Here is a 14,871-nt window from a genome sequence, read left to right as displayed (position 1 = left end):
AATATCACATAAAATGAAGACACAAAGGAAATGGCTCATGACATTGGCTGCCTGCAGCCTGGGAGTGCTCAGCTCCGCACAAACGAATTATGATTTCAGTAAACTGCAGCGAGAAAAACTCGGAAGAGGAGTTGTCGCCGTCAGAGAGAATGCACAAAAAGTAGCAGTTTCATGGAGATACCTTTCTTCCGACCCAATGGAAACCGCATTCAATGTTTACCGGAACGGAAAAAAGATTGCACAAGTTCCAGCTGGAACAGGAACTTTTTATACAGACAATTATGCAGGAAACCAGAAAGCAGTCTATATGGTAAAACCCGTGATCAATGGGAAAGAGACTTCAAATGAAGGAAGCTATACCCTTCCGGGAAATGCTCCTTCAGGATACATTGACATTCCACTGGACAAACCCGCAGACGGTGTTACACCGACCGGAGAAAAATACAGCTACAGTCCCAACGATGCCTCCATCGGAGATGTAGATGGAGATGGAAACTATGAAATTATCCTGAAATGGGACCCATCAAACGCACACGACAATGCACACGATGGTTACACAGGAAACGTATATTTCGACTGCTATCGCCTGACCGGAGAAAAACTATGGCGCATTGATATGGGAAAGAACATACGTGCCGGTGCTCACTACACCCAGTTTATGGTATATGACCTGGATGGAGACGGAAAAGCTGAAATCGTGATGAAAACTTCCGACGGAACCATAGATGGAAAAGGAAAAGCAATCGGAGATGCCACGGCCGACTATCGTGAACCAGGAAATCCCAACCAGCCTAAAGGAGGAGATTTTCCTCCCAATGATCCTCGAGGTAAAGGAAAACCTACAGACCCTCTTCGTAACCAAGGACGTATATTGACCGGAAATGAATACCTGACTGTCTTCAACGGACTGACAGGCGAAGCTATGCAAACCATTGACTATATTCCATTACGTGGCGATTTGAAAGGCTGGGGAGACGAGCGTGCCAACCGTAGTGACCGTTTTCTGGCATGCATTGCTTACCTGGACGGAGTTCATCCTAGCGTAGTCATGTGCCGTGGATATTATACACGTACCGTACTGGCTGCATTCGACTGGAACGGAAAAGAACTGAAAAACCGCTGGGTATTCGACAGCAACAACCCGGGATGTGAGAAATATGCCGGACAAGGCAACCATAACCTCCGTGTAGGAGATATTGATCAGGACGGATGCGATGAAATCGTATATGGCTCTTGTACATTCGACCACGATGGAAAAGGACTTTATTCCACAGGAATGGGACACGGAGATGCCATGCACCTCACTCAATTTGATCCGGCTTCAGCCAGTCTGCAAGTATGGGCCTGCCATGAAAACCGGAAAGACGGTTCTTCATTCCGAGATGCAAAAACCGGAAAAGTATTGCTTCAATATCCCGACAAGACCGATGTAGGACGTTGTATGGCTGCCGAAATTGACCCGACAAGTCCCGGTGTAGAAATGTGGTCACTAGCCTCAGGAGGAATTCGTAACATCAAAGGAGAAGTAGTGGCAGAAAAAGTTCCCGGACTGTCTTACAACATGGCAGTATGGTGGGATGGCGACTTGCTCCGTGAACTGCTTGACAAAGGGAAAGTAAGCAAATACGACTGGAAAAACAAATGTTGCAATACCATCTTTACATTTGAAGGATGCGCATTTAACAATGGTACCAAATCTAATCCCTCACTTCAGGGCGACCTTATCGGTGACTGGAGAGAAGAGGTGCTGGTTCGTACCGAGGACAACAAGTCTCTCCGCTTGTACGTAACCACAATTCCTACTGAGTACCGCTTCCAAACTTTCCTGGAAGACCCTGTATATAGAATCAGTATTGCTACACAGAACGTGGCTTACAACCAGCCTACCCAGCCTGGTTTCTATATCGGACCGGAACTGAAAGGCACTTTCAGAGGATATACATTCAAATAACCCATTACGCTTACATTTAAAACTAGTTATATGAATAAACTCGTCTTAAACTTCGCACTGCTGGCGGCTCTTTCTGCCGGTCTTAGTGCCCATGCACAAAAGAAAAAGGAAGTCATCAATGACTCCAATACTCCGCTTCATCTTTTGCAGCCTGATTATCAGGTAGGGTATGGTATTGTATCAGCAGAAGACATCAAAAAAGACATGGACCGTGTCTTGAGATATCTGGAAAGTAACACACCGACCAGAGTGGTTGACAAACGCAACAGAAAAGTCATTACCGACTATGCGAACATGGATACCAATGCACAATTGGAAAGAGGTGCTTTCCGTCTGGCCAGTTATGAATGGGGAGTTACTTATTCCGCCATGCTGGCTGCTGCAGAAGCTACGGGTGACGAAGCCTACAAAAAATATGTATACGACCGCTTCAAATTCTTATCGGAAGTAGCTCCTTACTTTAAGAAAGTATATGAAAAATACGGTACAACCGATGCACAGATGCTTCAGATTCTGACTCCTCACGCCTTGGATGATGCAGGAGCAGTATGTGCGGCAATGATGAAGGCACAGATGAAAGACAAAAGCCTGAAATTGCAGGACATGATTGACAATTACTTCCATTTCATCATGTACAAAGAGCATCGTCTGGCCGACGGAACATTTGCCCGTAACCGTCCTTACCACAACACATTGTGGTTGGACGACATGTTCATGGGCATCCCCTCTGTTGCTCTGATGGGACGCTATGCATCCGACCACAATGACAAATATTATCAGGAAGCCGTACGCCAGGTACTGCAGTTTGCAGAGCGCATGTTTGTTCCGGAAAAAGGCTTGTTCCGTCATGGATGGGTAGAAGGAATGAAAGATCATCCGGCTTTCCACTGGGGACGTGCCAACGGATGGGCTATTCTTACTATGTGTGAAGTGCTGGATGTACTTCCGGCCGACTATCCCGGACGCGATAAAATTATCAGCCTGTTGCAGGCACACGTTCGCGGACTGGCTGCCTGTCAAAGCAAAGACGGTTTCTGGCATCAGTTGCTCGACCGCAATGATTCTTACCTGGAATCTTCTGCCACTGCCCTCTACGTATACTGTATAGCACATGCCATCAACAAAGGATGGATTGACGCCATGGCATACGGTCCGGTAGTGCAACTGGGATGGCATGCCGTATCTTCTGCCATCAACGCCCAGGGACAGGTAGAAATGACCTGCGTAGGAACTGGTATGGGATATGACCCGGCATTCTATTACTACCGCCCGGTAAATGTATATGCAGCCCACGGGTATGGTCCTGTCATCTGGGCCGGAGCCGAAATGCTCAATTTACTGAAGCACCAGCATCCGCGTATGAACGACAGCGCCGTACATTTCTATCCTACAGAACAGCAGACGAAAGAACCTATCTTCTTCTATTCTGAGCCGGGAAATCCGCGTGAATTTGTAGCAGGAGTAAGCCGTATCAACGAAAAGAGTCCTGTCGCTTTCCTGATTGGAGACTCTACCGTAAAATGTGGAGCAGGCAACGGAGAAGATAACAAATGGGGATGGGGAAGCTACTTGCAAAATTACTTTGACACAACCCGCATCAGCATTGAAAACTGTGCATTGGGAGGAAGAAGCAGCCGTACTTATTTCACGGAAGGCCTTTGGAACCGTGTACTTCCTGCCATCAAACCGGGTGATTATGTATTGATTGATTTCGGACACAATGACGGAGGCCCGATGAATACCGGACGTGCACGCGCTTCTCTGCTAGGCACTGGAGATGACTCTAAAAAAGTAGTCATGGAAAAAGACGGAAGCACGGAAAAAGTATACAGCTTCGGCCACTACATCCGTATGTATATTCGCCAGGCAAAAGCTAAAGGAGCAAAAGTCATCGTGATGTCACACACTCCGGGTAACCGCTGGACCGACAATCACATGAACCGCTGCGATAAGACTTACGGCAAATGGTCAAAAGAAGTAGCAGAACAGGAAGGTGTAAGCTTTATTGACTTGAACGACCTGACTGCCAATAAATTTGAAGCCATAGGAAAAGAAAAGACTGCCGCTTACTATGCAGACTCTGTACACAACACTCAGGAAGGTGCTGTATTGAATGCAGAATCTGTGGTAGAAGGTATCCGTTCGCTCCAGAATTGCGACCTGAAAGACTATCTGAAATAAGCATTTACAGATAAAATCAATGCCCCGCACTGCCAATTCAGTACGGGGCATTTTTTATGAGATACTATTTCTTTTTTATTTCTGGAATTCAGCCCAGTCTGTCAAACGCATGTCACCTTTATTGATAAACACCTGATGCATACCCAACGCTGCAGACAGGCTGTGACAGGTTTGTCCTTTCGTAGAAATCTTCAAGTAATCCCAAAGTAGCTGCTTGTAATCAGGATGTGCACAGTTTTCAATCACCGCTTCCGCACGTTCCATCGGACTCCTTCCACGTAAATCGGCTATACCCTGTTCAGTAATAATAACATTTACCGAATGCTCGCTGTGGTCCAAATGAGAAACCATCGGTACAATAGAACTGATACAACCTCCCTTGGCCGTTGACGGACAAGAGAAAATAGAAATGTAGGCACTGCGGGTAAAGTCGCCGGAACCTCCGATACCATTCATCATCTTGGTTCCACAAATATGAGTGGAATTGACATTTCCATAAATATCTGCTTCAATGGCAGTATTCATAGATATCACACCAATACGACGAACCACTTCCGGACAGTTGGAAATTTCAGAAGGACGCAACACCAGTTTATGGCGGAAAAAGTCCATATTATCGTAAATATCTTGCAAACAATCATTCGTCACACTCAAAGAGCAAGTGCTACCAAACTTGATTCTACCCTCTTTCACCAGTTTAATAACGGAATTCTGAATCACTTCAGTGTACATCTCAAAAGGAGGAATGCTGGGATCCTTACCCAATGCGCTCAACACGGCATTGGCAATATTTCCTACTCCCGATTGTAAAGGAAGGAATGTAGAAGGAATAATTCCCTTACGCATATCTGAAGCTAAAAACTCAGCCACATTCTGACCGATTTTATCCGTCACTGGGTCAGATTCATGGAAACCACGTGCCTCATCCGGTATATTCGTTTCTACCACACCCACAATCTTGGAAGGATCGACCTGAACATAAGGAAGACCAATACGGTCGCTAGGACGTACGATAGGAATCGGACGGCGATAAGGAGGACGCTCCATTTCATACAAATCGTGCATGCCTATCAGGCTTTTACTATGCGCCGCATTCAATTCCACAATAATTTTATCAGCCAATCGAGCGATAGTAGGTGTAATACCTACTCCGGCAGTCAGGTAAATACGTCCGTCTTCCGTAATTTCACAAGCTTCTATGATGGCTACATTCACATGCCCCAAAAAGCCAGAACGCAAACGTTGAGCCACTTGTGAGAGGTGAATGTCTGTATAATTGATTTCGCCGTTATTCACAGCCTTGCGGAAATCTGTATTAGTGGTATAAGGAGCACGGAACTTAATGGCGTGCGCACGCGTCAACATCCCGTCACAAGAATCTCCCGTAGAAGCTCCCGTTATCACACCTATCTGAAAAGCTTCTCCCCTTGCATGCTTTTCTTCTGCTATTTTCGCTAACTCTGCAGTCACAGCTTTCGGACTTCCGGCAGGGGTGAAGCCACTCAGTCCAACAATGTCTCCATCCTTAATATAGCTGGCAGCTTCGGCTGCCGTAATAAAGTTAAAGCTCATAGTATCAAGTGTTTTTTATGTTAGTATTAAAAAAGTTAGTCAATCAGTCATATTTACGACGAAAAATTTCAGAATAGATAAAAGCCCTACGTGCATCTGCTGCATTACGAAAAGCTATTTCAGGCTTCTGCTCCTCTTTTTTCGGTACATTCAATGCTTGTTCTTTCGGAGTGGAAGGTTTGACAGAAGTGTATCTCCGTTTCTTCCTTGCTTCGGGTACAGGAGCTGGTATCACTTCTTCAGGAATCTCCTCTTCTACAGAAAAAGATGCTGCCGGAGGTGCCTGTCTTACGGTCTTTGCACGCTTCGGCTTCTTCTGTTTTTGAGTCCTGACCTGAAAAAGTCCCCAGCCAATTATACCTAAAAAAACAAGAACTTGAATTATATCCATAAATATTAAGTGTTAAGGTTTTCTTCAAAGATACGAATAAAATCTATATCTCCCACCCTTTTTATGGAAGTTAACCAAGAAACAGATATCTTTGCAAGCAAATTTTTAATATAGAAAACCTTATGACAAAAGAAGCTACAGGAGCAGACTTTAAATCTGCAACTGAACACGAAAACAAGAAATTGTTTATCGAGACCTACGGATGCCAGATGAATGTGGCAGACAGTGAAGTAATTGCATCTATCATGCAAATGGCTGGATATTCTCCTTGCGACACACTGGAGGAAGCCGATGCCGTATTCATGAACACCTGCTCTATCCGCGACAATGCGGAACAGAAAATCCTGAACCGACTGGAATTTTTCCATTCTTTGCGCAAAAAGCGGAAAAACCTGATTGTGGGCGTACTGGGATGCATGGCCGAGAGAGTGAAAAATGAGCTGATAGAAAAGCATCATGTAGACCTGGTAGCTGGTCCGGATGCCTATCTGACCCTCCCTGACCTGATTGGAGCTGTAGAAGCAGGCGAAAAAGCCATCAATGTGGAACTTTCTACTACGGAAACGTACCGCGACGTGATACCTTCACGCATTTGCGGAAACCATATTTCAGGCTTTGTTTCCATCATGCGAGGATGCAACAATTTCTGCCATTACTGTATTGTGCCTTACACACGCGGACGGGAACGCAGCCGTGACGTAGAAAGTATCCTGAACGAAGTACGCGACCTGCAACGAAAAGGCTATAAGGAAGTAACCTTGTTGGGACAGAACGTCAACTCATACCGTTTTGAAAAAGACGGCCAGACAGTAACCTTCCCTATGCTGCTCCGTATCGTGGCCGAAGCGGTGCCCGACATGCGCGTACGTTTCACCACTTCACACCCCAAAGACATGAGTGACGAAACGCTTCATGTCATCGCAGAAGTGCCCAATGTATGCAAGCACATCCACTTGCCCGTACAGAGCGGAAGTTCACGCATCCTGAAACTGATGAACCGTAAATATACCCGTGAATGGTACCTGGAAAGAGTGGCTGCTATCCGGAGAATTATCCCCGACTGCGGACTCAGTACCGATATTTTCTCGGGCTTCCATTCTGAAACAGAAGAAGACCACCAGATGTCTTTGTCGCTGATGTGCGAATGTGCTTACGACTCGGCTTTCATGTTCAAATATTCTGAACGTCCGGGTACATACGCTTCCAAACATCTTCCGGATGACGTGCCCGAAGAAATCAAAATCCGCCGACTGAATGAAATGATTGAACTGCAGAACCAGCTTTCTGCTGAAAGCAATGCCAAAGATGTAGGAAAAACTTTCGAAGTATTGGTAGAAGGTGTATCCAAGCGCTCTAAAGAACAGTTGTTCGGTCGTACGGAACAAAATAAAGTAGTAGTCTTTGACCGTGGCAGCCATCGCATCGGCGACTTTGTAAAGGTAAAAATTACAGAGTCCAGTTCTGCTACTCTGAAAGGCATAGAAGTAACTGAATAATTCTTACTGAAATAGTTTGGAGAAATCTCAATAAAAACCTGCAAGCATTTTTTTCAAGATGCTTGCAGGTTTTTTACATTTCACAAGGCGGAAACTTACGTTTCCGGCATGAAAAACATAGGTTTCCGCTCCGCAAAACATACGGTTCGCGCGAGGAAAACCTAAACAATTACAGCACGTATACTGCTTTATACAAGTCTGTTTTTTAATTACTTTCTCTTCCGGCCTCCGGCATTACCAGCCAGAGAATCAGATAAACCAATCCACCAGAAAAAGCCGTAAAAAATGTGACCAGCACATAAATAATACGTACTAAAGTAATATCCCATCCAAAATAATCGGCTATTCCAGCACAGACCCCACCTATCATACGATTGTTTGACCGTGTCAATCTCTTTTTCTCCATAATCTATTGGCAAATATTCATTATTCGGGGCTAAGTTACAAAAAACATACATAAAGCATCCTATTACTCTTAAAAACTTTTAAAGAAAATCATGGCATAGGCTTTTTATTTGTTATTTTGCAGCAAATTAGGGAATAAAGTGAATATACTGAAAATAGATAAATGTCCACTTTGTGGAGGAAACCACTTTGAAGAGGTAATGACATGTACAGACCACTATGCTTCCGGTGAGTCTTTTCAGATTTGTCGTTGCAAAGACTGCGGTTTCCAGTTCACTCATCCTGTTCCGGTTGAAGCAGAAATAGGACGCTACTACGAAACTCCAGATTATATTTCACACAGCGATACACACAAAGGGTTAATGAACCGTGTATATCACTGGGTGCGCCGTGTTATGCTTGCCCGTAAAGCACGCCTTGTCAAGCATAATTCCAGATTAAACCAGGGCAGCCTGCTGGACATCGGTACAGGCACAGGCTATTTTCCGCATTTCATGCAGGAAAGAGGATGGCACGTTTCTGCCATCGAAAAAAGCCCTCAAGCCCGCCAGTTTGCCAAAGAGCACTTTGAACTGGATGTGGCAGCTCCGGAAGCCCTCAATGAATTCGCCGACAAATCGTTCGATGTAATTACATTGTGGCATGTCATGGAGCATCTGGAACATTTAAATGAGACCTGGGAAACACTGAAGCGTATTCTGAAAGATCAGGGTATACTCATTATAGCCGTGCCCAACCCCACTTCATTCGATGCAGAGAAGTACAAAGAAATGTGGGGTGCCTACGATGTTCCCCGACATTTGTGGCATTTCAGCCCTTCCGTTATGCAGCAGTTTGGAGCCAAACACGACTTTATTCTCTGCGAGCGACATCCGATGCCTTTTGATGCGTTTTACGTATCTATGCTGAGCGAGAAGTACCGGAAAAGTGCTTTCCCGTTCCTAAAAGGCCTGATTGCCGGAACGGAAGCATGGATTGTTTCACTGGCTAAGAAAGACCGAAGCAGTTCCATGATTTATGTATTCAGAAAAAAATAAGAAATTATGAGTCAGAAGTCGGGCAGTCTTTTCGATATGCAATTCATTACCTCCTGCATCAGTACAATGCTGGTACTGCTGTTGTTGGGTATGGTGGTCTTTTTTGTTATGACCGCCAATAATCTTTCTGTATACGTACGTGAGAATATCAACTTTTCCGTTCTCCTCAACGACGACATGAAAGAAGCAGAAGCCATCCGCTTCCAAAAGCAGCTGGAAGAAGAGCCTTTTGTGAAGCAGGCCACCTACATATCAAAAGCACAGGCTCTGAAAGAACAGACAGAAGCCATGGGAACAGATCCGGCTGAATTCTTAGGCTATAATCCATTTACGGCTTCCATCGAAATCAAGCTCAATGCAGCATATGCCAATTCTGACAGTCTGAGCTGGATTCAGGAAAAACTGCTGGACAATAAAAAAGTCATTGAAGTAAATTATCCGCAGGACCTGATTGACACCATCAACCAGAACATACGTAAGATCAGCATGTTCCTGTTAGGGCTAGCTGCTTTGCTCACCCTTATTTCATTTGCATTGATCAACAATACCATACGACTGACCATTTACTCCAAACGTTTTCTGATTCACACCATGAAACTGGTAGGTGCAAGCTGGTCATTCATCCGGCGACCGTTCATTGTCAGAAATGTATGGATAGGCATTCTTGCGGCGGCTATGGCCAATGCCCTGCTTATCAGTATGTCCTACATGCTCGTCAATTATGAACCAGGGCTACTGGAACTTATTACTCCGGAAATTATGCTTTGCGTAATGGGAGCTGTCTTTATCTCGGGTATCCTCATCGCCACCTTATGTGCCTACATCTCCATCAACAAATATTTGAAGATGAAAGCCGGAGATTTATATCGCCTTTAATGTTCAAACTAAATAGACAAAATTCATTATGGACAAAAAAAGTTTTGCTTTTGATAAAACAAACTTCATACTGCTTGCCATAGGTATGATAGTCATTATCATCGGATTCCTGTTAATGAGCGGACCAGGCTCCACTGAAACAGCTTTTGAACCAGATATTTTCAGTGTACGCCGCATCAAAGTAGCTCCCGTTGTTTGCTTTTTGGGATTTATTTTCATGATTTATGGCATTCTGAGAAAACCTAAAGACAAAGAAGAAACAATTACTAAAGAATAAATGCAATGAGTTGGTTTGAAGCCTTAATTTTAGGAATTCTGCAGGGACTGACAGAATACCTCCCCGTAAGTAGTAGTGGACACCTTGCCATCGGATCGGCTTTGTTCGGCATTCAAGGTGAAGAAAATCTGACTTTCACTGTAGTGGTTCACATTGCTACCGTACTGAGTACACTGGTTATCTTGTGGAAAGAAATTGACTGGATTTTCCGGGGATTGTTTAAATGGAAAATGAATGACGAGACCAAATATGTCATCAACATTCTTGTGTCAATGATTCCTATCGGCATTGTCGGAATATTCTTTAAAGATTACGTAGAAGAAATTTTCGGCTCCGGTTTGCTGATCGTAGGATGCATGTTGTTACTGACTGCCGTGTTGCTGGCTTTTTCTTATTACGCCAGACCTCGGCAGAAAGAAAAAATCAGCCTGCGTGATGCATTCATCATCGGACTGGCTCAGGCCTGTGCAGTCATGCCAGGATTGTCACGCTCAGGAAGTACCATCGCTACCGGACTGATTTTGGGAAACAAAAAGGAAACACTGGCACAATTCTCCTTTCTGATGGTTATTCCTCCTATTTTAGGGGAAGCACTACTTTCCGGAATGGAAATCGTAAAAAATGCTTCAGCCGCCAATGCAGAAATCAGTATGGGAGCACTCATTATTGGTTTTCTGGCTGCTTTTATTTCAGGTTGCGTAGCTTGCAAATGGATGATTAACATTGTAAAGAAAGGAAAATTGATATGGTTCGGCGTATATTGCGCCATTGCCGGAGTAATTACAATTGCGTGCAGTCTGCTGGGATAAGCAGCCTCAACAACAATTTACAACCAAAGAATGAATTTCAAAGAAGGAGAAGTATTATATTTTGACAAGCCACTGCGATGGACCTCTTTTGCCGTGGTCAATAAGATAAGATACCACATCAGTCGCAAATTAGGAGTAAAGAAAATAAAAGTAGGACATGCCGGAACGCTCGATCCACTGGCCACCGGAGTGATGATTATCTGTACCGGAAAGGCCACAAAGCGTATTGAGGAGTTCCAGTATCATACAAAAGAGTACATTGCCACTCTCCAGCTGGGAGCAACCACTCCCTCATTCGACCTGGAAAAGGAGGTTGATGCGACTTACCCTACCGACCACATCACCAAAGAAATGGTCGAGGAAACATTGAAAAAGTTTGTCGGCACCATTGAACAGGTACCACCGGCATTTTCCGCATGCAAGATAGACGGGAAGCGTGCATACGACCTGGCTAGAAAAGGAGATGAAGTAGAACTGAAACCCAAAGTTCTGGTCATTGATGAAATCGAGCTGCTGGAATGCAACCTGCCGGAAATTAAGATACGGGTAGTCTGTAGCAAGGGTACTTACATACGGGCATTGGCCAGAGACATTGGCCAAGCACTGCAAAGCGGTGCCCACCTGACCGGTCTGATACGTACACGGGTAGGAGAAGTAAAGTTGGAAGACTGCATGAAAGTGGAAGATTTTGAAGCCTGGCTCGACCAGCAAGAAATAGAAGTTATAAACGATTAAGGAAAGAAAGGAAGAAGATGAAACTGTCACAATTCAAATTCAAGTTGCCGGAAGAAAAAATCGCTCTTTATCCGGCTAAATACAGAGATGAATCCCGCCTGATGGTAATTCACAAGTCAACCGGAGAAATTGAACATGTCAATTTCAAGGATATACTGAACTATTTCGACGACAAAGACGTGTTTATCTTTAACGATACCAAAGTCTTTCCTGCTCGTTTGTATGGTAACAAGGAAAAAACAGGTGCCCGCATTGAAGTATTCCTGCTCCGTGAGTTGAACGAAGAACTGCGCTTGTGGGATGTGCTGGTAGATCCCGCCCGTAAAATCCGTATCGGTAACAAGTTGTACTTCGGCGACGATGACTCGATGGTGGCCGAAGTAATTGACAATACGACTTCTCGCGGACGTACACTCCGCTTTTTGTACGACGGTCCTCATGATGAATTCAAGAAGGCTTTGTATGCCTTGGGAGAACCTCCATTGCCTCCTTTCATCCATCGTCCGGCAGAACCGGAAGACGAAGAACGTTTCCAGACTATCTACGCCAAAAATGAAGGAGCCGTTACCGTACCGGCAGCCGGTCTTCACTTCAGCCGTGAGCTTATGAAACGTATGGAAATCAAAGGCATCGACTTCTCTTTCATCACCATGCATGCCGGATTGGGTAACTTCCGCGACATCGATGTGGAAGATTTAACCAAGCATAAAATGGATTCAGAACAGATGTTCGTCAACGCGGAAGCCTGCCGCATCGTCAACGAAGCCAAAGACAGAGGCAACAAAGTATGCGCTATCGGTACTACTGTGATGCGTGCCATTGAAACAGCTGTGGGTACAGACGGCCATTTGAAAGAGTTCGAAGGATGGACCAACAAGTTTATTTTCCCTCCTTACGACTTCTCAGTAGCCAATGCCATGGTAAGCAATTTCCACATGCCGCTTTCTACCATGCTGATGCTTGTATGTGCTTACGGAGGATATGAACTGATCATGGATGCTTACAACATCGCACTGAAAGAAGACTACCGTTTTGGAACATACGGTGATGCCATGCTGATTCTGGATAAATAAACCATCATTCTATGGCAACAATTTATCTGGGATTAGGTACAAACCTTGGCGATAAAGAAGCTAATTTACGTACCGCCATCTATAAACTACAGGAAAGGATAGGGAAGCAAGTTTCCCTATCCTCTTTTTATGAAACAGCCCCTTGGGGATTTAAATCAGACCACAGCTTTCTGAATGCAGCAATCGGACTGGAAACCAATCTCTCCCCTATCGAAGTGCTTCATATCACGCAGGAAATAGAGAAAGAACTCGGCAGGACAAAGAAATCAGTCAACGGCAGCTACAGCGACCGGCTCATTGATATTGATATTCTTTTATACGACAATCTCGTACTCCAGACACCTGAGCTTACGGTTCCTCATCCATTGATGACGGAAAGAGATTTTGTAATGAAACCGTTAATCGAAATTGCAGGAAATGCAATCCACCCCACCCTTCAAAAAACATTGTCAGAATTATATCTGGAATGATTTACCGACAGGCAGGAGCATAAAGCTATGTTAAAAAGAAACTGAAATTGTAATTATTCCAATTTATATCACTATCTTTGCAGCGAAAATAAAAAGTGGAAAGATTTGAGTAGCTTGCAACCACGGAAAAAAATGCTAAAACACATTGTTATTTCCCCGAAGATTACTTCTCTACTCTGTCCGTACACGGATAAAAACAAACCATTAACAATTTTAATTTACCACAACAATGGGATACTTATTCACATCCGAATCGGTGTCTGAAGGACACCCCGACAAAGTGGCCGATCAAATTTCGGACGCTGTGCTTGACAAACTGTTGGCTTACGACCCCAGTTCAAAAGTAGCTTGCGAAACTCTGGTAACTACCGGACAGGTGGTACTGGCAGGAGAAGTGAAAACCAAAGCATATATTGATTTGCAGCGCGTAGCACGCGAAGTAATTAATAAGATAGGCTATACCAAGAGTGAATACATGTTCGAAGGTAATTCATGCGGTGTATTCTCTGCCATTCACGAACAGAGTCCTGACATCAACCGTGGAGTAGAACGCGAAGACCCGATGAATCAGGGAGCAGGCGACCAAGGTATGATGTTCGGTTATGCTACCAACGAAACTGAAAACTACATGCCGCTGTCGCTCGACCTGGCACACAAACTGCTGATGGTATTGGCCGACATCCGTCGTGAAGGAAAGGTGATGACTTACCTTCGTCCGGACTCTAAGAGCCAGGTAACTATCGAATACGATGACAACCGTCGTCCGGTACGTATTGATACCATCGTAGTATCTACCCAGCACGATGAATTTATCCAGCCAGAAAATGACTCAAAAGAAGCTCAATTGAAGGCTGACGAGGAAATGCTGGCACAGATTCGCAAGGACGTAATTGAAATCCTGATGCCGCGTGTCATTGCCGAAATCCACAACCCGCAGGTACTGGCTTTATTCAACGACCAGATTAAATACCACGTAAACCCGACAGGTAAGTTCGTGATTGGTGGTCCTCACGGTGATACCGGACTGACTGGCCGTAAGATTATTGTAGACACTTACGGTGGTGCCGGAGCTCACGGAGGAGGTGCTTTCTCAGGAAAAGACCCCAGCAAGGTAGACCGTAGTGCTGCATACGCTGCACGCCACATTGCCAAGAACCTGGTAGCTGCCGGAGTAGCAGACGAAGTATTGGTACAGGTTTCATACGCCATCGGAGTAGCACGTCCGATCAATATCTACGTAAATACTTACGGACGTAGCAATGTAGCTCTGACCGACGGAGAAATCGCTAAGAAAGTAGATGAAATCTTCGATATGCGTCCGCGTGCCATCGAAGAACGCTTGAAGCTGCGCAACCCGATTTATAGCGAAACTGCTGCTTACGGACACATGGGCCGTGAACCGCAAATCGTTACCAAGCATTTCGAATCGGTTTACGAAGGCAACAAAGACGTAGAAGTGGAACTCTTCACTTGGGAGAAACTGGATTATGTAGACAAAGTGAAAGAAGCTTTCGGACTGAAATAAGCTGAGATCTTCCACTAACCATACAGAGGGCTTGATACATCAGAAGATGGTCAAGCCCTTTTTGCTGGCACAA

Annotated in this window: 14 protein-coding genes and 1 pseudogene; 12 read left to right on the top strand and 3 right to left on the bottom strand. The window is 44.7% G+C overall.

From position 1 onward, the window contains the following. Nucleotides 1-13 precede the first annotated feature (13 nt). The 3 genes and pseudogenes from WKT20_RS09895 to WKT20_RS09885 all read left to right on the top strand — a co-directional run bounded on the left by WKT20_RS09895 (nucleotide 14) and on the right by WKT20_RS09885 (nucleotide 4,132). The gene (locus WKT20_RS09895) at nucleotides 14-1,951 is read left to right on the top strand and encodes a rhamnogalacturonan lyase (protein ID WP_117701139.1); all 1,938 of its coding nucleotides are present in this window, start codon (nucleotides 14-16) and stop codon (nucleotides 1,949-1,951) included. Nucleotides 1,952-1,981: 30 nt separating this feature from the next. Further along, nucleotides 1,982-3,370 (top strand): annotated as a pseudogene (locus tag WKT20_RS09890) (glycoside hydrolase family 88/105 protein); the annotation flags it as partial. Then, a complete protein-coding gene (locus WKT20_RS09885; RefSeq protein WP_340417301.1) occupies nucleotides 3,365-4,132 on the top strand; it encodes a rhamnogalacturonan acetylesterase in 768 nt (255 codons plus the stop codon). The pseudogene WKT20_RS09890 and the gene WKT20_RS09885, both read left to right, overlap by 6 nt. 75 nt (nucleotides 4,133-4,207) lie before the next feature. On the opposite strand, the gene WKT20_RS09880 is transcribed toward WKT20_RS09885, so the two are convergent. Further along, nucleotides 4,208-5,704, bottom strand: coding sequence for an acetyl-CoA hydrolase/transferase family protein (locus tag WKT20_RS09880; protein ID WP_117701143.1), 1,497 nt, complete (start codon nucleotides 5,702-5,704; stop codon nucleotides 4,208-4,210). Nucleotides 5,705-5,747: 43 nt separating this feature from the next. After that, complete coding sequence (locus tag WKT20_RS09875; protein WP_118164426.1) at nucleotides 5,748-6,095, bottom strand: hypothetical protein; 348 nt, start codon at nucleotides 6,093-6,095, stop codon at nucleotides 5,748-5,750. Between the two features lie 122 nt (nucleotides 6,096-6,217). On the opposite strand from WKT20_RS09875, the gene miaB reads away from it, so the two are divergent. Next, complete coding sequence (miaB, locus tag WKT20_RS09870; protein WP_340417298.1) at nucleotides 6,218-7,591, top strand: tRNA (N6-isopentenyl adenosine(37)-C2)-methylthiotransferase MiaB; 1,374 nt, start codon at nucleotides 6,218-6,220, stop codon at nucleotides 7,589-7,591. A 205-nt stretch (nucleotides 7,592-7,796) separates the two neighbouring features. Here the strand turns inward: miaB and WKT20_RS09865 are convergent, their stop codons facing one another. Next, nucleotides 7,797-7,997: a PspC domain-containing protein gene (locus tag WKT20_RS09865; protein ID WP_117701149.1), complete on the bottom strand. Its 201-nt coding sequence runs from the start codon at nucleotides 7,995-7,997 to the stop codon at nucleotides 7,797-7,799. A gap of 139 nt (nucleotides 7,998-8,136) precedes the next feature. Between WKT20_RS09865 and WKT20_RS09860 the strand changes: the two genes are divergently transcribed. The 8 genes from WKT20_RS09860 (at nucleotide 8,137) to metK (ending at nucleotide 14,798) form a co-directional block, all read left to right on the top strand. Then, a complete protein-coding gene (locus WKT20_RS09860; protein ID WP_040312431.1) occupies nucleotides 8,137-9,033 on the top strand; it encodes a class I SAM-dependent methyltransferase in 897 nt (298 codons plus the stop codon). Between the two features lie 6 nt (nucleotides 9,034-9,039). Next, complete coding sequence (locus tag WKT20_RS09855; protein WP_117701151.1) at nucleotides 9,040-9,909, top strand: cell division protein FtsX; 870 nt, start codon at nucleotides 9,040-9,042, stop codon at nucleotides 9,907-9,909. A gap of 28 nt (nucleotides 9,910-9,937) precedes the next feature. Continuing rightward, a complete protein-coding gene (locus WKT20_RS09850; protein ID WP_007559577.1) occupies nucleotides 9,938-10,186 on the top strand; it encodes a DUF3098 domain-containing protein in 249 nt (82 codons plus the stop codon). 5 nt (nucleotides 10,187-10,191) lie between these two features. After that, on the top strand, nucleotides 10,192-10,995 hold the full coding sequence (locus WKT20_RS09845) for an undecaprenyl-diphosphate phosphatase (RefSeq protein WP_117701153.1): 804 nt from the start codon (nucleotides 10,192-10,194) through the stop codon (nucleotides 10,993-10,995). 30 nt (nucleotides 10,996-11,025) lie between these two features. Continuing rightward, nucleotides 11,026-11,730, top strand: a complete 705-nt coding sequence (gene truB, locus WKT20_RS09840) for a tRNA pseudouridine(55) synthase TruB (RefSeq protein WP_118164421.1) — start codon at nucleotides 11,026-11,028, stop codon at nucleotides 11,728-11,730. A gap of 17 nt (nucleotides 11,731-11,747) precedes the next feature. Next, nucleotides 11,748-12,803, top strand: coding sequence for a tRNA preQ1(34) S-adenosylmethionine ribosyltransferase-isomerase QueA (gene queA, locus WKT20_RS09835; protein WP_007559583.1), 1,056 nt, complete (start codon nucleotides 11,748-11,750; stop codon nucleotides 12,801-12,803). Nucleotides 12,804-12,814: 11 nt separating this feature from the next. Beyond that, a complete protein-coding gene (gene folK / locus WKT20_RS09830; RefSeq protein ID WP_117701157.1) occupies nucleotides 12,815-13,273 on the top strand; it encodes a 2-amino-4-hydroxy-6-hydroxymethyldihydropteridine diphosphokinase in 459 nt (152 codons plus the stop codon). 229 nt (nucleotides 13,274-13,502) lie between these two features. Further along, the gene (metK, locus tag WKT20_RS09825) at nucleotides 13,503-14,798 is read left to right on the top strand and encodes a methionine adenosyltransferase (protein WP_007559587.1); all 1,296 of its coding nucleotides are present in this window, start codon (nucleotides 13,503-13,505) and stop codon (nucleotides 14,796-14,798) included. Nucleotides 14,799-14,871: the final 73 nt, after the last annotated feature.

Origin of the sequence: Phocaeicola sp. ICN-14070, assembly GCF_037892625.1 — a bacterium.
GTDB lineage: Bacteria > Bacteroidota > Bacteroidia > Bacteroidales > Bacteroidaceae > Phocaeicola > Phocaeicola plebeius.
This window is presented reverse-complemented; position numbering and strand designations above follow the sequence as displayed.

Coding starts and splice junctions, on each gene's coding strand:
- WKT20_RS09895 (WP_117701139.1), top strand. CDS start 14: ATGAAGACACAAAGGAAATGGCTCATGACATTGGCTGCCTGCAGCCTG.
- WKT20_RS09880 (WP_117701143.1), bottom strand. CDS start 5,704: ATGAGCTTTAACTTTATTACGGCAGCCGAAGCTGCCAGCTATATTAAG.
- WKT20_RS09875 (WP_118164426.1), bottom strand. CDS start 6,095: ATGGATATAATTCAAGTTCTTGTTTTTTTAGGTATAATTGGCTGGGGA.
- miaB (WP_340417298.1), top strand. CDS start 6,218: ATGACAAAAGAAGCTACAGGAGCAGACTTTAAATCTGCAACTGAACAC.
- WKT20_RS09865 (WP_117701149.1), bottom strand. CDS start 7,997: ATGGAGAAAAAGAGATTGACACGGTCAAACAATCGTATGATAGGTGGG.
- WKT20_RS09855 (WP_117701151.1), top strand. CDS start 9,040: ATGAGTCAGAAGTCGGGCAGTCTTTTCGATATGCAATTCATTACCTCC.
- WKT20_RS09850 (WP_007559577.1), top strand. CDS start 9,938: ATGGACAAAAAAAGTTTTGCTTTTGATAAAACAAACTTCATACTGCTT.
- WKT20_RS09845 (WP_117701153.1), top strand. CDS start 10,192: ATGAGTTGGTTTGAAGCCTTAATTTTAGGAATTCTGCAGGGACTGACA.
- truB (WP_118164421.1), top strand. CDS start 11,026: ATGAATTTCAAAGAAGGAGAAGTATTATATTTTGACAAGCCACTGCGA.
- queA (WP_007559583.1), top strand. CDS start 11,748: ATGAAACTGTCACAATTCAAATTCAAGTTGCCGGAAGAAAAAATCGCT.
- folK (WP_117701157.1), top strand. CDS start 12,815: ATGGCAACAATTTATCTGGGATTAGGTACAAACCTTGGCGATAAAGAA.
- metK (WP_007559587.1), top strand. CDS start 13,503: ATGGGATACTTATTCACATCCGAATCGGTGTCTGAAGGACACCCCGAC.